15 protein-coding genes are annotated in these 20,969 nt (G+C 43.4%); 10 read left to right on the top strand and 5 right to left on the bottom strand.

Annotated elements, in window-relative coordinates; all coding sequences use genetic code 11:
• Positions 1 to 68: 68 nt before the first annotated feature.
• From AAA938_RS09150 to AAA938_RS09135, 4 genes are all read left to right on the top strand, one after another.
• Positions 69 to 2,495, top strand: a complete 2,427-nt coding sequence (locus AAA938_RS09150; RefSeq protein ID WP_338228374.1) for a TonB-dependent receptor domain-containing protein — start codon at positions 69 to 71, stop codon at positions 2,493 to 2,495.
• Between the two features lie 120 nt (positions 2,496 to 2,615).
• The gene (locus AAA938_RS09145) at positions 2,616 to 3,707 is read left to right on the top strand and encodes a sugar-transfer associated ATP-grasp domain-containing protein (protein ID WP_338228373.1); all 1,092 of its coding nucleotides are present in this window, start codon (positions 2,616 to 2,618) and stop codon (positions 3,705 to 3,707) included.
• A 113-nt stretch (positions 3,708 to 3,820) separates the two neighbouring features.
• Positions 3,821 to 5,518 carry a sulfatase family protein gene (locus AAA938_RS09140; RefSeq protein ID WP_338228372.1) on the top strand — a complete coding sequence of 566 codons (1,698 nt, stop codon included), beginning with the start codon at positions 3,821 to 3,823 and terminating at the stop codon, positions 5,516 to 5,518.
• 16 nt (positions 5,519 to 5,534) lie between these two features.
• Positions 5,535 to 7,214 carry a sulfatase family protein gene (locus tag AAA938_RS09135; RefSeq protein ID WP_338228370.1) on the top strand — a complete coding sequence of 560 codons (1,680 nt, stop codon included), beginning with the start codon at positions 5,535 to 5,537 and terminating at the stop codon, positions 7,212 to 7,214.
• A 44-nt stretch (positions 7,215 to 7,258) separates the two neighbouring features.
• Here the strand turns inward: AAA938_RS09135 and AAA938_RS09130 are convergent, their stop codons facing one another.
• A complete protein-coding gene (locus AAA938_RS09130; RefSeq protein WP_338228369.1) occupies positions 7,259 to 7,696 on the bottom strand; it encodes an RrF2 family transcriptional regulator in 438 nt (145 codons plus the stop codon).
• Between the two features lie 112 nt (positions 7,697 to 7,808).
• Positions 7,809 to 8,360, bottom strand: coding sequence for a fasciclin domain-containing protein (locus tag AAA938_RS09125; RefSeq protein WP_338228368.1), 552 nt, complete (start codon positions 8,358 to 8,360; stop codon positions 7,809 to 7,811).
• A gap of 225 nt (positions 8,361 to 8,585) precedes the next feature.
• On the opposite strand from AAA938_RS09125, the gene AAA938_RS09120 reads away from it, so the two are divergent.
• Both AAA938_RS09120 and moaCB read left to right on the top strand, forming a co-directional pair.
• Positions 8,586 to 9,845, top strand: coding sequence for a pyridoxal phosphate-dependent decarboxylase family protein (locus AAA938_RS09120; protein WP_338228367.1), 1,260 nt, complete (start codon positions 8,586 to 8,588; stop codon positions 9,843 to 9,845).
• Positions 9,846 to 10,757, top strand: coding sequence for a bifunctional molybdenum cofactor biosynthesis protein MoaC/MoaB (gene moaCB / locus AAA938_RS09115; protein WP_338228366.1), 912 nt, complete (start codon positions 9,846 to 9,848; stop codon positions 10,755 to 10,757).
• Between the two features lie 184 nt (positions 10,758 to 10,941).
• Here moaCB and AAA938_RS09110 read toward each other — a convergent pair whose 3' ends face one another.
• The 3 genes from AAA938_RS09110 to AAA938_RS09100 form a co-directional block, all read right to left on the bottom strand.
• On the bottom strand, positions 10,942 to 13,206 hold the full coding sequence (locus tag AAA938_RS09110; RefSeq protein ID WP_338228365.1) for a TonB-dependent receptor domain-containing protein: 2,265 nt from the start codon (positions 13,204 to 13,206) through the stop codon (positions 10,942 to 10,944).
• Positions 13,207 to 13,280: 74 nt separating this feature from the next.
• Positions 13,281 to 13,658: a hypothetical protein gene (locus AAA938_RS09105; protein WP_338228364.1), complete on the bottom strand. Its 378-nt coding sequence runs from the start codon at positions 13,656 to 13,658 to the stop codon at positions 13,281 to 13,283.
• Positions 13,651 to 14,772: a hypothetical protein gene (locus tag AAA938_RS09100; RefSeq protein ID WP_338228363.1), complete on the bottom strand. Its 1,122-nt coding sequence runs from the start codon at positions 14,770 to 14,772 to the stop codon at positions 13,651 to 13,653. The genes AAA938_RS09105 and AAA938_RS09100 overlap by 8 nt, the downstream gene beginning before the upstream one ends.
• A 274-nt stretch (positions 14,773 to 15,046) precedes the next feature.
• Between AAA938_RS09100 and AAA938_RS09095 the strand changes: the two genes are divergently transcribed.
• The 4 genes from AAA938_RS09095 to AAA938_RS09080 all read left to right on the top strand — a co-directional run bounded on the left by AAA938_RS09095 (position 15,047) and on the right by AAA938_RS09080 (position 20,953).
• On the top strand, positions 15,047 to 17,872 hold the full coding sequence (locus AAA938_RS09095; protein ID WP_338228362.1) for a PAS domain-containing protein: 2,826 nt from the start codon (positions 15,047 to 15,049) through the stop codon (positions 17,870 to 17,872).
• 79 nt (positions 17,873 to 17,951) lie between these two features.
• Positions 17,952 to 18,383, top strand: coding sequence for an RrF2 family transcriptional regulator (locus AAA938_RS09090; RefSeq protein ID WP_338228361.1), 432 nt, complete (start codon positions 17,952 to 17,954; stop codon positions 18,381 to 18,383).
• Between the two features lie 45 nt (positions 18,384 to 18,428).
• The gene (gene ric / locus AAA938_RS09085) at positions 18,429 to 19,148 is read left to right on the top strand and encodes an iron-sulfur cluster repair di-iron protein (RefSeq protein WP_338228360.1); all 720 of its coding nucleotides are present in this window, start codon (positions 18,429 to 18,431) and stop codon (positions 19,146 to 19,148) included.
• 26 nt (positions 19,149 to 19,174) lie between these two features.
• Positions 19,175 to 20,953, top strand: coding sequence for a c-type cytochrome (locus AAA938_RS09080; RefSeq protein ID WP_338228359.1), 1,779 nt, complete (start codon positions 19,175 to 19,177; stop codon positions 20,951 to 20,953).
• Positions 20,954 to 20,969 lie beyond the last annotated feature (16 nt).

Raw genomic sequence — 20,969 nt, 5'->3', positions numbered from 1 at the left:
CTTGAATCCAATTCGTCCCTGTTGTACGTTTGTGTTATTATTTAAAATAAATCCAAATAAATATAGATATGCGTTCGTTTTACGGAGTTTTGATCTTCGCTTTCTTCCTTTCTTTTTCGGCTTTGGCTCAAAAGAACAAGGTGGAAGGAATAGTCTTGGATCCCAAAGGTACACCTGTGGCAGGAGCTTCTGTGTTGTTGAAAGGGACAGTTAGGGGTGTGCAGACCGATCTTCAGGGTAGCTTTGAAATCAAGGATTTTCCTGCAGGAAACTATGACTTGGTAGTCAGCCTGGTCGGTTTTGTATCTGAGGAGAGATCCTTCTCTATAGAAGAGAAAGAAAGCAAAACACTGGACATCACCCTTACAGAAGATGAGTATCTTCTTTCTGAATTTAGCATTTCGGCAAGTCGGGGGATTTTGGGTCAGGGAAATATGCCTGAAGTCAGCGATTTTCAGATCAATGCAGGCAAGAAAAATGAAGTGATCAAACTAGCGGAGATCGATGCCAACTTGGCCATGAACAACAGCCGGCAGATTTTCGGAAGGACTCCGGGTATTTCTATTTGGGAAAATGACGGTTCGGGGATCCAACTTGGCGTTGCTTCCAGAGGTCTAAGTCCCAATAGATCTTGGGAATTCAATGTACGCATGAACGGATACGACATCACCCCAGACCCAATGGGCTATCCTGAGGCGTATTTTACTCCTCCAATGGAAGTGGTAGAGGAAATTCAGATTATCCGTGGTGCATCTTCATTGCAATATGGGCCTCAGTTTGGAGGCTTGATGAATTTTGTCCTGAGAAAGCCGGACAAATCCACGCGATTCACTGCTGAGACCATCAATACAGTAGGCAGCAATGGACTTTTCAGCTCATTTAACTATGTGGGCGGTACTGAAGGAAAGTGGAATTACACGGCTTACTATCAAAAAAGAAGAGGGGAAGGTTGGAGAGAAAACGGATTTTTCAATACTGACCACGCCCATCTGGAAGTCAATTATGCAGCAAGCAATCGGCTGAAGTTGGGCTATGAAATGACCTACATGACTACAGAAACCCAGCAGCCCGGAGGTCAGACTGACGCGCAGTTTGAGCAGGATTCTCAGCAAAGTACCCGTAGCAGAAACTGGTTCAATACCCCGTGGTTTATCCCTTCGCTTTCTGCTGAATATTTGGTGTCTCCAAATACCAAGTTGAGCTGGAAGGCCTTTGGAACTTTTGCAGAAAGAAATTCAGTGGGCTTCATGAGACCGATCAACCAAGAGGATGACGGTAGCAACAGACAGGTGGACAGGGATTATTATACCACCTACGGAACCGAATTGAGATTGCAGCACAACTACGAGCTGTTTGGTCAGGAACAGACTTTGGTGAGTGGTCTTCGCTACTTCAACGGGGCTATTGACCGAAAGCAATTGGGTACAGGGACTACCGGTTCGGATATGGATTTTTCTGTGGCTGAAGGAGATTTCAGAAGAAATCTGGACTTCACCAACATAAATATGGCAGCCTTTGCAGAGAATGTCCTTCGCTTCAATGAAAAACTCCTTTTCACTACAGGTCTTCGTTTGGAAAATATTCAGTCCAATATGGAAGGTCAGCTCAATGTGAGCAATGGAAATCCTCAAATTTTAACCCCTGCGACCCGAATTCGAACTTTTGCCCTGTTGGGTCTGGGTGCAGAGTACCATGTGGGCAAAACCACGGAATTTTACTCCAATTTCTCCCAAGCTTACCGGCCGGTCTTGATTTCAGATTTGACTCCTCCGGCTACTACGGATGTGATTGATCCCAACTTACAGGACGCTAGAGGGTATAACTTTGACTTTGGCTACAGAGGAAAAATCTCCTCTTACCTCAACTTTGACCTGAGCTATTTCTTCCTGAATTATGATAACCGAATCGGGACTATTGCTCAGGTAAATACCGATGGAAGCATTTTTAACTTCCGAACCAATTTGGGTAGATCAGTAAGCCAAGGCTTTGAGGGTTATGTGGAATTTGATCCGATCACAGCCTTCGTGGGAAGTTCCAGATATGGATACTTGCACCTCTTTGCTTCAGTGGCTGTAATTAATGCGACTTACAAAGATTTTGTGGTTACCTCAGTGAATAATGGTGAAATTTCTGAGCGAAACCTAGCAGGAAACCAAGTAGAAAATGCTCCTAGAAACATCAACCGATTCGGAGCTACTTACAGCTTGGGCAAGTTTTCCATGACTTGGCAAATGAGTGATATCAGTGAGACCTTCTCCGATGCTTCCAACACAGCCACGCCTAATGCAGCAGCGACCATAGGCCTGATTCCAGCGTATCAAGTTCAGGACCTTTCTGCAAGTTGGAATGTGTGGAAGCAGCACAGCTTGAAGGCAGGGGTAAACAACCTGACTGATGAGCGGTACTTCACTCGAAGGGCCGGTGGCTATCCCGGTCCGGGAATTATGCCTGCCGATGGAAGGACTTTCTACCTGACACTTGGATTGAAGTTTTAAAGAAATGCAGTCAAAAGCCAGTTTCGATTTTCGGAACTGGCTTTTTTTCAAATTGGACTTTCCAAGTAAAAGCTGGAATCATAAAAATGGTATTTTTGATTGTTTTCATACTGGCGTTCTATGTCTCACCTTTTTCAAACTCTCAAAAAGCAGATTAAAGGATTTTCTGCAGATCGATATTTTCAGAAGCAAGCCAAAAACCAAGAAGTCATTGCGCAGAAATTAATCCGGTCCACTTTGAAGGTTCATCCCGAGCATCGGCTCTCTGCTTTCCAAGAACGGATGATAGATGCCTATGCCAAGGAAAAGTTGGGGTCGATTCGTTTTGCTCCCATGCTCCAAGCTTATTCCGTTTATCAGGGCGAGTTTAAGGAAGGCTGGATTCCGGATAATTATTTTGAACAGCATGTCCTTCCAAGAACCAATGGCTTTCACAATACCATCAGTGATCTCCGGCAACTGGCCAAGCGGATTTTACAGGCTGATGATATGCCCGATTTGGGCTATTATGTCAGAGGTTGCTGGATGGGGGTGAATAACCAGCTCATGACCAAGGCACAAGCAAAGGAATTTTTCTTTTCACAGACACCTCAAATTATCGTCAAAACAAATGCTTCTATGCGTGGAGAGGGATTTTACCGGCTCAATGCAGATGATTTTGATCATTTTGAAGATTGGAAATTGATGGATTTTGTCATTCAACGCCCTATTCAACAGCATGAGTGGTTTGGCAGATTTTCACGGGACAGTGTCGCGACACTTCGAATCACGACTGTAAAGCCTTGGGGCAAGGCTGCCAAAAAAATGGCGGCTTTTATGCGTTTTGGACGAGATGGAGTTGATCGGGTCACGGCAAGTTCCAGATTAGTAGTGGGAGTGACACCATCTGGAAAGTTGGATCGGTATTCCTTGGATTCAGACTGGAACTTATCTCAAGAGCATCCTGACTCCAAAATCGCTTGGGAAGGGCTTCAGCTTCCGGGTTTTGAGCAGATGGTACGTAGATGCGAGGACCTACACGATCGGGAAGCCACCATGGAAATTATTGGTTGGGATGTGATTTGGGATCAAAACAATACCATGCAACTCATGGAGTGGAATACCGGCTATCCGGGAATTGTCCACTCGGAAATCACCACAGGGCCTAATTTTCTGGAAACAGACTGGTCGGAATTATGGAATCCCAACTATAAAAGGGTAAGAAAAAGCTGATCACATGAAGTTGAGAAGTGAGCTTTGGTCAGGCTATTTTTCCATTGATTGTATTTTTTTTCTGTGAGTGGGGGAAAAGGCCTAATTTAACCACTACATATTTCCTATATACTATGAGAACATTTTGTCTGATGGGCTTTTTTGGGTTGTTTCTCGCTTTGGGTTCCTGCCAAAAAAAAGATCAAGAAGCAATCCCGAGCCGTCCCAACATCATTTTTATTATGTCAGATGACCATGCTTACCAGGCCATTTCGGCTTACAGCAATCATCTGATCGAGACCCCAAATATTGACCGGATCGCCAAAATGGGGATGCTCTTCACCAATGCCACGGTGACCAATTCCATCTGTGCCCCAAGTCGAGCTACGATCCTGACCGGGAAGCATTCCCATCTGAATGGCAAGGTGGACAATCACTTTCCTTTTGACACAACCAATGTGACTTTTCCCCAGCTTTTTCAGGAAGCAGGATATCAGACGGCCATGTTTGGAAAGCTGCATTTCGGCAATAATCCCAAAGGATTTGATCAGTTTAAAATTCTCCCGGGTCAGGGCAAATATTACAATCCGGATTTCATCACCAAGAATGAGGGGAGTATCCAAGTGGAGGGCTATGTGACGGACATCATTACGGATATGACCTTGGACTGGCTCCAAAATGAGCGAAAGGCAGATGATCCCTTTTTACTTTTCTACCTTCACAAAGCTCCGCATAGGGAGTGGTTGCCAGCGGAAAGACATTTAGCAGAATTCACCACCAGAACCTTCCCTGAGCCGGCAACAATTTTTGACGATTATTCGGGTCGTGGTAGAGCTGCCCATGAAGCAGAAATGAACCTCTTGAAAGACATGCATTGGGCAGGTGATTCCAAGATTTATCCAAGTGTGATGGATGAGTTGGGCATTGAGGAGACTTCCAATTGGGGAAAGGCAGCTTTCGAAGGAGAAGTGGGCCGGCTTAATCCCGCTCAGCGAGCCGTTTGGGATCAATATTACCAGCCGATCAATGAGGATTTCAAAAAGAGATACCCCAGCATGACTGAGGAGGAAAAGATGAAATGGCGATATCAGCGCTACATGCAGGATTATCTGGGCACGATCAAGGCTGTGGACGAAAACGTGGGACGGGTCCTGGATTATCTGGAGCAAAATGGCCTGATGGAAAACACCATCATCGTTTATACTTCAGATCAGGGCTTTTATCTGGGAGAGCATGGCTGGTTTGACAAGCGATTTATCTATGACGAAAGCTTCAAAACGCCCCTTTTGGTAGCCTGGCCCGGAAAAGTGGCTCCCGGATCCAAATCCAATGAAATGGTGCAGAACCTCGATTTTGCGCAGACTTTTTTGGAAGCAGCGGGAATTCCCGCCCCAACCGATATGCAGGGAGAAAGCCTGATTCCTTTGCTTACCGGAAATACCGAAAAGTGGACCCGGGATGCGGTGTATTACCATTATTACGAGTATCCTTCGGTCCACATGGTCAAACGACACTATGCGATCGTGACCAAGGAATACAAGCTGGTCCATTATTATTTTGACACGGATGAATGGGAGCTGATCGACCGGATCAAAGATCCTCAGGAGCTCACCAATGCCTACGACGACCCGGCTTATGCCGAAATCAGAAAAGATCTCCATGCTCGACTGGAAGGCTTAAGGAATAAGTACGGTGATAACTCACAGATTTCTCAGCGGTATTTGAATGAATACCTGGATTACCTGGAGGAAAATAAGTCCTATGCTGGTGGCAAAGACAAGGATCTTCTGAACAAGATTTTCGAGGATAGAAAAAAAGAAAAAGCCAATTAATTTATCTCCTATGCCTATGAAGTCCTTGTTAAGATTTTGGATAATTGGATTGGTAGGTCTGGCATCGTATTCATGTCAGCCTAAAGAGGAAAGTAAATCCGATCGGCCGAATATCATTTTCATTATGTCGGATGATCATGCCTATCAGGCTATTTCGGCCTATGACAATACCCTGATAGAAACCCCGAACATCGACCGAATTGCCAAAATGGGCATGCTTTTCACCCAAGCTTCGGTAACCAATTCAATCTGTGCACCGAGTCGGGCGACGATCTTGACCGGGAAGCATTCCCATCTCAATGGGAAAATCGACAACCATTTTCCTTTTGACACGACCAATGTGACCTTTCCCCAGCTGATGCAGCAGGCGGGCTATCAGACGGCCATGTTTGGGAAATTGCATTTTGGCAACAATCCCAAAGGCTTTGATCAATTCAAGATTTTGCCAGGACAAGGTTCCTATTACAACCCCGATTTTATTACCAAAAACGAAGGAAACATCAGGGTGGAAGGCTATGTGACAGATATCGTCACAGACATGACCTTGGACTGGTTAGACAAAGAAAGGAAGAAGGATCAACCTTTCCTCCTCATGTATCTGCATAAGTCTCCTCATCGTCCCTGGCTGATGGCAGAGCGGCACATGGAGGAATTTACCCAAAAGACTTTCCCGGAGCCGGCTACCCTTTTTGATGACTACTCGACCCGTCCCGCAGCAGCGGAAGCGGAGATGAATATTCTCACTCACATGGGCTGGTCAGGGGACAATAAGCTTCGGCCGGATGTATTGAAGCAATTGGGAATTGCTGATGTGGGAGGCTATGATACCAGTCGGTTTAATGGACAGATGAACCGATTTACCCCTTCACAAGCGGAAAATTTCAAAAAATACTACGATCCTATCAGTGAGGAATTTATCCGAAACTATCCCAACATTAGTCAAGAGGATCTGATGAGATGGAAATATCAGCGCTATATGCAGGATTATCTTGGTACCATCAAAGCAGTCGATGAAAATGTCGGGCGGCTTTTGGATTACCTGGAAGCCAATAATCTGATGGAAAACACCATCATCGTTTACACATCGGATCAAGGGTTTTACCTTGGTGAGCATGGCTGGTACGATAAGCGATTTGTGTACGATGAAAGTTTCAAAACTCCTTTGCTGGTTGCTTGGCCTGGAAAGGTAAAGGCAAATACTAAATCAGATGCCTTGGTGCAGAATTTAGACTTTGCCCAGACCTTTTTGGAAGCTGCGGGCATTCCTGCCCCGGCCGATATGCAAGGGGAGAGTTTGCTTCCGGTATTGACCGGAAACACTGAGAAGTGGACTAGGGATGCTGTGTACTACCATTATTACGAGTATCCTGCGGAGCATATGGTCAATCGGCACTACGCAATTGTGACCCAAGATTACAAGCTGGTTCACTATTATTTCACCCAAGATTATTGGGAGCTGATCGATCGGGTCAAGGATCCTCAGGAATTAAAAAATGTCTACGAGGATCCTGCTTACGCAGAGGTGAGGGCAGATCTTCATCGGCGATTGGATGAGTTGAGAATAAAGTACAAAGACAGCAATGAGATCAGCAATGGCTATATCGATCGCCTGCTCGATGATGCTCTGGAAGGAAAAGTTTGGGGAATCAGTAAGGAAAGGGCCGAGGAAATAAAAAGTAAGAGGTCAATAAACTGATAGACAATGAAATCTGAGCCCAAAGGAAATTTTCTTTTGGGCTTTTAAGCGATATCCGAAAGTCTGGTTTCTCCTTTGATTACTTCAATGGCTAAAAGCTTTAGGCTTTTGGAAGTGAGCATTCTATCCAAGTCCTGTCTTACTTTTACTACTTCTGAGTGGAGAGGGCATGGATTTTTTTCTGAGCATTTGGGTAAGCCGAGGCTACAACCGGAAAATAAGTGATCGCCATCCATGCATTTGACCACGTCTTTGAGGGTATACTTGGCATGGGTTTCATTGACGTAAAATCCACCATTTGGACCTTTGGTCGAACTGATGATTTTTGCCTTCGATAAAGTTTGGAGAATTTTAGCAGTAAAAGCCTCCGGAGCATCAATTTTTGGGGCAATTTCCTTGGCTCCAACTTTTTTGTCCTCAAGACTTTGAGTCCATACATAGATGATCGCTTTGATCGCGTACTTGGAGGCTTGGGAAAACATAGCGGATAATTTTGTCTGTAATATACTAGGCTATGCTCAAATGAAAAAAGCCGGAAGTCACATAACTCCGGCTTTTCTTAAAAAAACCATAACAAACCATTAACCCATCTATCTATTTTGGTATCAAGACTTGGTCTACGACATGGATGATTCCGTTAGAAGCGGATACTGTTCCTACGATTTTGGCACCATTGATGGTGACTGTTCCATCTTCTGCCAAAGCTACTGTAACAGACCGGCCATCAGCAGTTCCCAAATTTCTCCCGTTGACGAAATCACCGGGTTTGTACACGCCCAATAGGACGTGATACTCTAGAATGTCTCTTAATTGTCGTTGATTTTCCGGTTTGACCAGATCATCCAATGTGCCCGCAGGAAGTGCATCAAATGCAGTGTTGGTCGGCGCAAATACTGTAAATGGGCCCACATTTGTCAAGGCATCCACGTAGTCGGCGGCTTTCAATGCTGCCACAAGGGTACTGTGATCAGGTGAGCCAACGGCTACTTGTACCACATTTGGGTTAGAGACATCGTCCATAACAGCAGATTGTCCGGGACCGGGGGCTAGGCCAGCTAGATTGGCGGTGTGGTTTGTACTCTGACCGCCACAGGAAAGGGCAGTCAGAGCTACAAAGAGGATGGGGTGATAAAACAACTTTTTCATTGGGCTGGATTTGGATTCAAAAGGGTTAGGTAATCTTCATTGATTTTCGATAGCCAAATCTAATAAAATTTAAAAAAAAGACAAAACAATCCTTTTATATTTTATTTAAAACGTTTTCATTTTTGACAATTAGGAAATGCATAGTTATAGAATCATCCAAAGATGATTTCTATCAGGAAATGCTAAAAAAAGAACTGGTATTTTGGAACTCTAAACCCAAAGAAGATGATAATTGAGATGAAATATTGGAAAAAGCTAACAGCCGATGAGCGATTGGCTAGGGTGCAGCAAGCCCTAAAAGACAATGTGGATTTTTCCAAAGATGCCAATTTGGGCTATCCAGCATCCCGATTGGACGAGAAAGTCTTTACCAACGAGTCTCTTTTTCTCCGAGAAATGCCCGTCCTGAGTACCTATATCGCCAATCCCAATCATATCGGTTGCCATACTTTTGGGACCTCAGAATACGCCTTTAAAGGTACCCAGGCTATTGAGCGAGAAGTTTTGAATATGATGGCAGTGGATTTATTCAAAATTGAAGAAGGTCAGTTTGACGGGTATATTTCTCCCGGAGGCACTGAAGCCAACGCCCAAGCACTCTGGATTTATAGAAATGAATTTCTCAAAAAGCTAGGGGCAAAATTGGAGGATATAGCCATCTTGGCTTCAGAGGATACGCACTATTCTATTCCAAAGGCAGCCAACCTACTGATGATTGACTGGATAAAAGTCCCCGTAGATCCGGATACCAGAGAAGTAAGCCCAAAGGCCGTGAAAGATGCAGTGAAATCAAGCCTTCAGCAAGGTAAAAAGTACTTTATCGTAGTAGCCAATATGGGAACTACCATGTTTGGTTCAGTAGATGATCCCAAGGTTTTTACTGATATCCTTCATGAATATCAACTGCCTTTCCGCATGCATATAGATGGAGCATATGGAGGGTTTGTCTATCCATTTGGAGACTTCGAAAACCAAATCAACTTCACCAATCCGGATATTTCCTCGATCACTATCGATGCGCATAAAATGCTTCAGGCACCTTATGGTACCGGGATATTCGTCTGCAGAAAAGGGTTGATTGAAAATGTACTGACATCAGAAGCAAAATATGTGGAGGGGATGGACTTGACCCTTTGCGGCAGTCGATCGGGTGCCAATGCTGTGGCTGTTTGGGTGATATTGACTACCTATGGTCCTCACAAGTGGTTTGAAAAGATTTCAGTAATCAAGATGCGCACCAACTGGCTCTGCAAGCAATTGGATCAGTTGGGGGTGATCTATTTTCGTGAGCCGGAAATGAACATTGTGACGATCCGCTCCGAGTGTGTGCCGGAATCATTGGCCCATAAATATAACTTGGTCCCACAAACCCACGATGAGACCAATCAATGGTATAAAATCGTGCTGATGGACCATGTGGAGATCGAGCATCTCAAGGATTTTATTCAGGATATGGTAACTTGCAAGCGACTAAATCCTTCCTAAATGGTTGACATTACCCCAAAAAGTACCACCCTTCGAAAGGCAATCGCACAAGCTATCGTCAAAGTAAGCAAGCCTGAAACCATTCAGGCTATAAAGAATAAAGCTGTCCCAAAAGGCGATGTTTTGGAATGTGCTAGAGTTGCCGGACTTTTTGCTGCCAAGCGGACTGCGGACATGATTCCGGATTGTCATCCTCTGCCTATCGAATTCACTTCTGTAAGCTATGAAGTAGAGGAAATGGAGGTAAAGGTTCTAGTGGAAATCCATACAATTTACAAGACAGGAGTAGAAGTCGAGGCCATGCACGCAGCTTCTGTGGTGGCTTTGACCATGTATGACATGCTCAAGCCTATCGATAAAGGAGTGAGTATAGAACAGATCAAGCTGGTGGAAAAAAGAGGAGGGAAATCAGACCGTCAAGGCAAGCCCGGACGGGTGATTCAGGCTGCTATAGTGGTGTGTTCGGATACCATATCCGCCGGGAAAGGCGAGGATGTAGCCGGAGAAGTGATCCGCAAAAAATTAACGGATTGGGGAGTTCAGGTTACCCAAAAGGAGATAATTCCGGATGATTTTGATTTGATCCAGAAGCAAGCCAAATCGTATCAAGAACAAAACCTTGATCTGCTTATTTTTACCGGAGGGACAGGCTTATCACCAAGAGATGTTACTCCTGATGCTTTGGAAGAAATTCTGGACCGAAGAATCCCAGGAATTGAGGAGGCTATTCGGAACTATGGACAGCAACGGACTCCCTTTGCGATGCTTTCCCGATCTGTAGCTGGCCAACTGGGAGAAATGATGGTCTTGGCGATTCCCGGCTCGACCAAAGGGGCAGCAGAGTCAATTGATGCCATTTTTCCGGCATTTCTGCATATTTTCAAAGTGGTGGAAGGAGTAAGACACGATTAAAAAAGCAAGGAATCTGAATCATTCCTTTGTCAGCTTTCCCCTTCGACCTTGATGAATTTGCCAATAGCCGAAGGGGAAAGATGATCGGAGTCTAAGGCCATTTCCAAAAATCTGGAATACATTTCTACCTCGCTCCGAGTGCTAAATTTTATTTTTGAGACTGTCTTGCTTAGGAGGATCAAACTCAGGGAAACTTCAAGCTTACCATAAAGAAGATGTTTCTCCCTGGGGCATACATTGGGGTTTTATCCATGCCTATAGGTCTGGTCAAGTGTTCATAATAGGTTTCGTCCAGTAGGTTTTGAACTCCTCCCTTGACCAAGATCATCTTTCCGATCGGATAGCTAGCATCCAAATCCAACAACGTAAACCCAGGAGTGGAACCCTCTCCAAAGGCTTCTGAAACCCGCTCTTGCGTCAGCACATGTCTCAGGTTAAGTCCAGTACTCAGTTTGCCCTGTAAGAAATTTCCTCTGATCCCGTAGCGTAAATCCAAGGGGGCGATTTCAGGAAGAGGTGCGTCCAAGACTAGATCGTTTCCATAGGTATAAGCAATTCCCAAGGTATGAATGAGTCTATCGCTCAGATTTTGTTTGAAATTGAGCTCAAAGCCGGCTTTCATTGCTTCATCCACATTGACATATTGCCGTACTCCTGGGCTGGTGGTAAGCCTGGGCTTGAGGTCAGTTTTGACTGAAGAAATAAAGTCGTTCATGTAAGCTCCAAACAGGGTAAGCTCAAGTGAGATTCTTTCTCGACCGTAGCTCAATACCACATCGATTTCATGGTTGTTTTCGGGTTTGATCTGAGGGTCACCCACCAATTCCCAAGGGTCCAAACCCACAGCGAGATAGTTGATGTACCTCTCCAAGAGGCTTCCGCTTCTTCGTACACTTGCGGCCCATATCCCAAGGGAAAATGCCTTTCCCAAATCCCGCTGAGCTCCAATGCTGATTCCTGGGTTGAGCTGGGTATTTTCCATTTCCGGATGTAACTGGGCAAATTCCTCTGCAGGATTGTTAGCTACTGCTTGATTTACTTCCAAACGGCCGGATGCAGTGAGGACAGTTCCGCCAATTGGTATTAGGTAATTGGCAAAAACTCCTGTTTTTCGGATTTGAGAGTCTTGCCAAAGATTGTCAAAGAATACTTTTCCAGCCATTGGTCCCATGGTTATGACACGGGTTCTGGTCCCGTCTGCTGATTCTTCTTTGAAATCTACCCCGGCATAAAGCTTCCCTTGGGAAAATTTCCATTCGCCTTCAGTTCGGAATCCCCAATTCTGGGTGATGGCTGGGGTAGAAGCATCCGCCATTCTAGGTTCACGCAGTAGGTTGTCCATCAGGTGATCCACCTTAGTGAAATACAGGGAGTTGGTCCATTGGGTCAATGGTTTCCCATAAAAAGTTCTTGTATGCTTGATACTTCCCATCCAAGTATCATCAGTCCTTAGATCCATACCTAGGGATGGGAAATCCACATCTCGGGCAAAATTCCGATTGATAGTGAGCTGGACCAGATCTTTTTGGCTTACTTCTAGATCAGCGTATAAACCTAAAGTTCCTCGTTGGAAGTTGGCAGGAATCGGCTTACCATCGCCATCGAGGTAATCATTTCCTTTCGAATAACTCCCCAGAATCCCAACATCATATTTTGCTCCCTGAAAACCGACTCTCGAGTCATTTCTCCATACGTCTCCATTGGATTCATACAGAGAGGAGACTTTTCCATAGACTCCAGGAGTGGATGTGAATGCTGGGGATTCTTGAAGGTAATTGATGGTGCCACCAAGGCCGATACCGTAACGAAGAGCATGGGGGCCCTTAAGGATTTCTACCTCCCTAATCCGGTTGAGGGCGATTTGAGATGTGGGAGGGTCCATCCTGTTGGGGCAGGCTGCATTGGCTGACTGGAGTCCGTTGACTACGATATTGAGTTGATCGTATTTAAATCCACGCATGACCGGGTCAAAGCCAAAGCTGCTGCTTTTGCGAATTCCTGAAACTACCGGGTCCAAACCCAGAATTGCACCTGCGTCATGATGAAGCCTTTCTTGATCTGAAATAAGGAGTTTTTTATCCTTTTCTTGAGTCATTTTGAGCGCAATGACCGAGACCGGCTGGAGTCCGTGGATTTCCTCCTTTCTGGTGATTTTTCCGTTTTGGATGGCATTGGCAACTTCTGTCGGATCCAAGGTCCAACTACCGTAGCTGAGATGGCTAAGATAGAGCCAAGTTTCTTCGTCAGTCAACAAATAGATGATTCCCTTATCATCTGAGACTCCTTTTTGGAAACCATAGCGATAGGTCACGCCCGGAATACCCTCAAAAGTGGATTGATCAATAATCTGGATGCTTTTTTTATCCTGAGCAAAGGATGAAGTGAGTGATTGAAATGCCAGAATGAGGGCAAGAAATATCCCTGAAGCTGGCGAAATGAGCTTTTTCATAGTATTTGAGTTGGATAATCAATGAGGACTTGAGTCCATAATCAGGTTCTTCCTGATTTTTATCTACAGAAAAATCAGCTTTGGGGAGGATGGAAAAAGTCAATTTCCAAATCGAATAATTTGGAGTTTTTGGTAGTGGGTGTATTCGTAATATTAAAGTTCAATACAGCAAATTGGCTGGTCCAAACTTCCCTTTTCTCTTTTAAAAAGGTTAAATGAAGCTCTTCTAATGTGATATCGGTCGAATTATCCTGATGATTTTTAGCTTCGTTCAGCCGCTTGCCTAATTCACATTTGCCTTGGCATTGAAGTTCAGGTTGATCTTTATTGATACAATAGAGGGCTGTGATTTGCTCTCGATCCATCAAAAACTGAACTTGAATCACAGTGTATCCCATTCCGTTGAGCAGGATGAGAAAAATGAGGGCGATATGTGTCCAATTTTTAGTCACCGGATTGCAAATTTGACACGTTTTTCATTTGGGCTTTGTGACTTGGATTACCAGCTAATTGCCCATGCCTGATTTTCCAAAATCCAATACCTGCCATGAGAAGGAATTGGATCAGAATCAGATATCCATTGACGACACCAAAATATTTGCGAAGCTCATAAATCTCCAGAATACTGAGGAGAATTCTTCCCAAAAGGCTGATTTGGAAAGCTACCCATGAAAACCAAAGCAGGGGATGATACGGACTCTCGCGAATGCCAAGGATGATTGGGAAAATGATAGGGGCATGGGCCCAAATCATGGAAAATACAAATCCCAAAAAGAAGGTGTGCAGCATAAGATCATAAAAGAGGACATGATTTCCCATGCTAAGTAGAATCAGGCCATTGAGGGCCAACCAGACATATCCTACCCTTAATCCCACTCCTATGTAGCGGAATTTCCCTGGAGTTTTGGAAGCTACCTTGGCCATGTCAAAGACGAGGAGCCAAATCGCTATCAAAAGGACGGAAACCCCCATGATTTCTTTTCCCCATCCGTGAAAAGGTAGGATAAGACCCAAGGTAAAAAGCGCAAGCAGTGATTTTAAGGCATTTTTGGACCAAGATGGGACAGGTAAAAACTGACTTAATTCCAGCCGCTCTCCGACGATGGTAAATAGCAGAAATGCCATCCACCAAGTGCTGCCTGCGGCGATCAGTCCGCTGTTCCAGGTAAGAAAATTCCCGATAAACCAGCAAACCGATCCTCCATAGAGCAGCGCTGAGTGGAATTTTGGGTGCTTCAGAGTTTGCAGGTGCATGATCAAGCTGAGACCCAAGGAACCGACCATCAGCAAAAGCAATCCTGCATCAGAATTTCCCATCAAAAAGGCAATACTGGAAAATCCCGAGAGCAGGGGAATGAGCAACCAGATTTTTTTGGACATGACCATGGCTCTTTCCAAAGAAATCAAGGTGCCGAGAAAGCCTCCGGTCATAATCAGGCCATGATAGGTGGATGCATCAGGTATCGCCACCCATTCAATCCCCAGTCTCAGCCAACCACCTGTTATTCCTAGGATCACTCCCAGAGGGACCATGGGGAAAATAAAAGATAGGGATCGGAAGTGCATGACCTGATTTAAATTTTCATGTCGTAAAACTAGTACTAGAAAGTTTATAAAAAAATATTACAGGATATTTTTATCCTTTATTTATTTTTTCTAGCTTTGGCCTATCAACTCGTCAGAAGATGTGTTCTAAGAATTTTGAAAATCAATTCCTTGGTATTGCTCTTTTTGTGAATTAGTAGGATCAGGAATTAATTGTCTATTAGAATTTCCTAGAAAATAAAAGTCTAGCTAAAGGAATAGGATTGACACTTGTAACATCCTCAAATTAATTAAGATGACCTATTCACCAGTCAAGATGAAGTCCTCCGCAGCATTCCAATGGATCGAGTATATTCATGTACCTTTGGTCATCACTCATTCTGATCTTCAAATCATCCAATGTAACCGGGTGTTTTTATGTTTTTTTGGTGTTGAAGAAGACCAAGTATTATCCAAAAGTCTCAAGGAGTTTTTTCCTTCAATTAATAAGGATCATTGGACTGTCACTACCAATCATTTTTCTGAATTATTTTCCAATGATGAAAAAATTAGGTTAGCGAGTGAGTCCCTTCCTGGGGGAGAATTGGTTTGGACCATTACCATAATTCCTGAAAATGAAAGTTTCTCTATTCTAAGGAATAGGGCACTTGAATTAGCCAAGCTTGGTTTTTGGAGCTATGATGTGGAATCCCAAAAGCTCATCCATGACCCGCAGACTAAAATTATTCACGGCATTTTATCTAGTGAAAATTTGGTTGTCGATGAGGCGATTAATTTTTATGCCGAAGGGTATTCAAGAGAAAAGATTCGGATATTATTCGATACGTGTATAAAAAAAGGAGAGCCATTTGATGGAGAGTTTGATTTTTATGATCTGAAAGGCAACAAGAAACGGGTAAGGGCTATGGGTGAGGCCTTTTTTAATGGAAGCAAAGTGATCAAAGTTTTTGGGTCTTTTCAGGATATCACAGAGTCTCATGAAAGAACTCGAAAAATTGAGATGATTACTTCTTGTATTCCGGGCCTTGTTCTAGAAATGAAATCTTCCCGAATTGGCTATCAAATAAACTACATCAACAATTCTTGCATCAATTACTGGGGATTTTCTTCAGAGGAGATAGTTAAAACTCAGGATTATTTTTGGCAGCATCTTTCTTTAGAAAGTCGTGTAAATCTTGAATTAAAGTTAAATCAGTCGAAGTCTGATGGGTTGATTTTTTCTTGTCTTTTGGAATTGACTATCGATCTTCAAAACATAAAATATTTAAGAGGAACCTGGGCCGTTAGAAAAGAGAAAGATGGATATTGTTGGGATGCTGTTTTAATAGACCATACTCAGGAAGTTTTGGCAGAAAAGTCCTCCTTTTTTTCGCAGCATAGATTTTTGAATCTGGTAAATAATATTGATGGATTAGTTTTTACGTTGGACAAGAATTTGCGTTTTACCGGATTTCATGGGAATCTTCTAAAATCTTTTCAGTTTAACCCAGAGAGGGCATTGGGTATAAAAGTCGACGGACTTACCGGTCCCGCAGAAGCCAAGATTCACAGGACAGCCTATGAAGATTGTCTGAGGGGCGAAAAGGTAAGTTATGATTGGGATTTTAATGAAGGAAAAGAGAAGAGATGGCTCCGAGTGAGCTTAGCACCGCTCTTAGATAAAAATGGAATTCCTTGTGAAGTGGTTGGGCTGGCAAATGAAGTAACAGAACGAATCCGTTTCATCCAGGAATTAGAAAAAGCAAATATTCGATTCGAACTGGCAGTAAAAGCTACTCGGGAAGTTATTTATGAAATAGACTTGAAGGAGAATGAGATAATCCTTAAAGGAAGTACAAAGAGGATTTTTGGTTCACAATGTAATGGTAATCCAATTTCTTTTCAGGATTGGCGGAATAGGATTCATGCCAATGATAGTCTACGTATAAATGAACAACTTGAGGAATTTCTTAAAATTCCTGATAAATTCATCTGGAAGGGTGCTTATCGATTATTGACCAATAAAAACAAGTACGTACATGTAAAGGACCGGGCCTTTGTTCAGCGAAATTCTAATGGAGAAGCTCTTCGGATATTTGGATCGGTTCAAATTGTGGAGAAGGAATATATCCTGAAAAGAAAACTTTTAAAGTCATTAAGGAGACTGCAAGAATTTAGAAATGCCCTTGACTCCTCAACGAATATCATTATAACTAATCGAGAAGGGTACATTGAATATGTTAATGACAGCACCTGTGAGCTATCTGGCTACACTCGCCAAGAGCTCATTGGAAAGCACACAAGAATCAATAAATCGGACTTCCATAATGCAGAATTCTACCAGCAGCTTTGGAGAAAGATTCTCAATTTGGAGGAGTGGAGAGGTGTATTAAAAAACAAGCGGAAAGATGGGACTTATTATTGGGTGGATACCATAATAGTACCGCTGAAAAATAGCAAAGGCGAGGCAAAAAGATTTTTAGCAGTCAGAATAGACATTACCAATCAGCAAGAAGCTCAGATCCAACTTCAGGAATCTTTCTTAAAACTCCAGGAATCCGAAACTAAATACAGTGATCTCTTTCAAAATAGTCCTATCCCAATGTGGATTTACGACCAGAAAACCTATTCCATTTTAGATGTAAATCTTGCGGCACAGAAAAATTACGGTTACTCCAGACCTGAATTTTTGGAACTGGATATATTTGACCTCCGTCCAAAAGAGGAGGCAGAAACCTTGCAGAAATACCTCCAAGCTTCTGATAGAAATAGGTACATCCGGGGGAAAATATTTATTCATAAAAAGAAATCTGGAGAAAAAATGGAAGTCGAAATTTCTTCTATTTCAATCAAATTGGGGAATAGCCAAAGTCGGCTAGTTCTTGCCAAAGATGTGACCCTTGAAAAAGCCTATTTAAGAAAAATAGAAAGCCAAAATACTTTACTTCGAGAAATTGCATGGATTCAGTCTCATGTAGTCAGAGCCCCGCTTGCCCGTTTGATGGGATTAATTTCCCTTTTAAAGGATCCGGAGATAATTGAATCAGAAAAAGAGGAGATTTTCAAGTTCATAAACTCGTCAGCAGAAGAACTTGATCAGATCATTCGCGATATTTCAGATAAGACACATTTGTTGGATTAATTTTTATTAAAAAAATATTACAGGATATTTTTATCCTTTATTTATTTTTTCTAGCTTTGGCCTATCAACTCGTCAGAAGATGTTTTCCAAGGCTTGTAAATACGCAATCAATTCGATGGTCTTCCTCGCTACCCTTCCGGAGGGAAAGGAGCGGGCTGGAGTTAAAGAAATAGCTTTTGCAGTCAATTCTCCTGAGGCGTTTACTGGAAAAATATTGCAAATGCTGGTAAGGGAAAATTTACTCCTTTCTGTGAAAGGACCTAATGGAGGATTTCTAATAAGCGAAGAGGGGAGAAAAGCGCCCCTTTATAAAATTGTCCAAGTTGTCGATGGAGACTCGATTTTCACTGGATGTGCGCTGGGACTTCAGGAGTGCTCCGAAAAACATCCATGTGCTGTGCATTACAAATTCAAAGCAATTCGTGACCACCTGACCGGAATGATGATGACTACTTCCCTACAGGATATGGCCTCGGGAATTCAGGCTGGAGTGAGCTTTCTCAAAACCTGAATTTTAAATAATTAAAGATAAAAGAATCAAATAATCCTTAAAAAAATGAAAGCAATTACAGAAAGAAAAGTAGGAAAAATCGTAGCGGAAAATTTCCGTACGGCAAAAGTCTTCACCGAGTATGGGATTGACTTTTGTTGTAAAGGGGCTGTCAGGCTCTGTGATGCTTGTTCGACTCGTGGGTTGGATATAGATGAGGTAGTAGAAAAACTGGAAGACATTCTCAAAGTGACCGACCAGTCTCCTTATAGAGATATGACGCTCGGTCAGCTAATTGACCATATAGTAAGCGTCCATCATAAATATGTGGAGGAAACCATTTCTGCGCTCAAATTTTACTTGGAAAAGATAGAGCGGGTTCATGGGCCTCGCCATCCGGAATTGGCCTCAATCCGGGAGGAATTTTTCTCGGCTGCGGATGCCTTGACAAGTCACATGAAGAAGGAAGAATTTATACTTTTCCCATACATCAAGGCCATGGAGGATGCCAAAAACAATAATTTTCCCCTTTCCAAACCTCACTTTGGCACAATCCAAAACCCCATTCACCTGATGGAAGAGGAGCATGATACAGAAGGGGAGCGGTTCAGGAGAATCGAAAGATTGACTCAAGGATATACTCCTCCAGCCGATGCTTGTCAGACCTATCGGGTAGCTTTCTCTATGCTGCATGAATTTGAGCAGGATCTCCATACCCATATTCATCTGGAAAACAACCTGCTTTTTCCAAAAGCCCAAGTGCTGTATGCTGATCTAAATTCCTAATTATAAAGACTTAAAAAATCCAAGCGATGAGAGTTTCTGAACCTAATGATTTGTTTACCTTGATCTGGACCCGATGGGCCTTGGGATTTTTCCTGATGGCATCCATCTTGGGCTTGGTGATGCGGGCATTTCATGTGACAGAAATCCCAGTCTTGGAATATCGGTACATTCTACACGCCCATTCCCATATAGCCTTGTTGGGTTGGGGATTTATGATGCTGATGGGAGGGATGATTTTTTCGGTGGATAATCGGGTAAATCTTTCCAAAAAGTATGGTTGGCTAATGATCCTGCTCTTGATCTCCCTGATTGGAATGTTACTTTCCTTTCCTGTTCAGGGATACGGAGCGATAAGCATCAGCTTTTCGACTTTGTTTGTAGTGGTTTCTTATGGTTTGATTTATCGGTTTTGGCGGGTTTTGAAAATCCAAGTCAAAAGTTCTGGAATTCGACTACTTCGCTATGCCATCCTAGGGTATTTGATTTCTACGCTCGGGCTTTGGGCTTTAGGACCTGTTACAGTCACTTTAGGAAGGATGCATGAGTTGTATTTCATGACGATCCAGTGGTTTTTGCACTTCCAGCTTAATGCTTGGTTTGTATTAGGTACACTTGGTCTATTGGTTTTTTTTGCTGAAAAAAAAGGTATTCAGATCCTAATATCTAGTACTCAGCGAGCTGTTTTATTGGTCTCAGTATTCCTTACCTATGCCTTGGTAATTACTTGGGCCGAACCCAGCCCTGTGTTTTTCTGGATTAATTCTCTGGCAGTGACGATTCAGGCTTTTGCTTACTTCATTGTCCTAAGTAAGCTATGGAAAATTCTTCCCTTGCTCCCGGTGGGTAGATTTGTTTTCTGGATGTTCAAGCTGTCTATCTTCAGCTTGATAGCCAAGGGATTTCTCCAAATCCTCTTGGTCCTACCTGAAGTAGCAGTCATATCCTACACCATTCGAATGTATGTGATCGGGTTCCTTCACCTGGTTCTTCTCGGGGCTATGAGTTTTGGAATTACAGGTTTGGCTATTGCGGAGCGTCGTATTCCCCAGACTCTACTCACAAAAATTGCCTGGAACCTTGTGGCTATTGCCTTTTTGGGAACAGAACTTTTGCTCTTTGGTCAAGGGACCATGGTATGGTTCAAACTGGGCTACCTCTCTTGGTATCACCTCGGCTTATTTCTTCTTTCTATCCTATTTCCTATCGGTCTTTCTCTTGCCATGCTTAGCCATGCAATTCAGAGGATCCATTCAGATACTCCAATATCCTTTCCCCAAATACCAAATCAAAACAAATCCCAAACTATGAAAAAAGCGATGATCTGGTCTATGGGCATCGTAGCGATGCTCCTGACCTCATGTGGAGGCGGAACTGACTCCCAGTCCTCCACTTCCGATTCTGGTGCCTCGGCTTCAGAAGCACCTGTACCTACTGCTGATCCCAAAGGAATCGGAGAAATCAAACAAGTGGACTTGGGTGCGGGAATAGACGCCTCCTTGGCAGATCAAGGTAAAGCAATTGTGGACATGAAGTGCACTGCCTGCCACCAATTGAATGACAAGAGATTAGTCGGTCCCGGTTTTCAGGGAGTGACCAACCGCAGACGCCCAGAATGGATCATGAACATGATTACCAATGTGGATGTCATGCTCGATCAGGATCCCGAAGCACAGAAGCTTTTGGAGGAATGTCTCACCAGAATGCCTAATCAGAATATCTCCCTAGACGATGCAAGAGGTATCCTTGAGTTTATGCGAAAAAACGACGAAGAAAAAGCCGGTCAGCGTGACGCTGCTGTGAAATAACCCAGTTAAACTATAA

This window comes from Algoriphagus taiwanensis, from assembly GCF_036245645.1.
Lineage (GTDB): Bacteria > Bacteroidota > Bacteroidia > Cytophagales > Cyclobacteriaceae > Algoriphagus > Algoriphagus taiwanensis.
This window is presented reverse-complemented; position numbering and strand designations above follow the sequence as displayed.

Coding starts and splice junctions, on each gene's coding strand:
- AAA938_RS09135 (WP_338228370.1), top strand. CDS start 5,535: ATGAAGTCCTTGTTAAGATTTTGGATAATTGGATTGGTAGGTCTGGCA.
- AAA938_RS09090 (WP_338228361.1), top strand. CDS start 17,952: ATGTTTTCCAAGGCTTGTAAATACGCAATCAATTCGATGGTCTTCCTC.
- ric (WP_338228360.1), top strand. CDS start 18,429: ATGAAAGCAATTACAGAAAGAAAAGTAGGAAAAATCGTAGCGGAAAAT.
- AAA938_RS09100 (WP_338228363.1), bottom strand. CDS start 14,772: ATGCACTTCCGATCCCTATCTTTTATTTTCCCCATGGTCCCTCTGGGA.
- AAA938_RS09110 (WP_338228365.1), bottom strand. CDS start 13,206: ATGAAAAAGCTCATTTCGCCAGCTTCAGGGATATTTCTTGCCCTCATT.
- AAA938_RS09140 (WP_338228372.1), top strand. CDS start 3,821: ATGAGAACATTTTGTCTGATGGGCTTTTTTGGGTTGTTTCTCGCTTTG.
- AAA938_RS09150 (WP_338228374.1), top strand. CDS start 69: ATGCGTTCGTTTTACGGAGTTTTGATCTTCGCTTTCTTCCTTTCTTTT.
- AAA938_RS09095 (WP_338228362.1), top strand. CDS start 15,047: ATGACCTATTCACCAGTCAAGATGAAGTCCTCCGCAGCATTCCAATGG.
- AAA938_RS09125 (WP_338228368.1), bottom strand. CDS start 8,360: ATGAAAAAGTTGTTTTATCACCCCATCCTCTTTGTAGCTCTGACTGCC.
- AAA938_RS09120 (WP_338228367.1), top strand. CDS start 8,586: ATGATAATTGAGATGAAATATTGGAAAAAGCTAACAGCCGATGAGCGA.
- AAA938_RS09080 (WP_338228359.1), top strand. CDS start 19,175: ATGAGAGTTTCTGAACCTAATGATTTGTTTACCTTGATCTGGACCCGA.
- AAA938_RS09130 (WP_338228369.1), bottom strand. CDS start 7,696: ATGTTTTCCCAAGCCTCCAAGTACGCGATCAAAGCGATCATCTATGTA.
- moaCB (WP_338228366.1), top strand. CDS start 9,846: ATGGTTGACATTACCCCAAAAAGTACCACCCTTCGAAAGGCAATCGCA.
- AAA938_RS09145 (WP_338228373.1), top strand. CDS start 2,616: ATGTCTCACCTTTTTCAAACTCTCAAAAAGCAGATTAAAGGATTTTCT.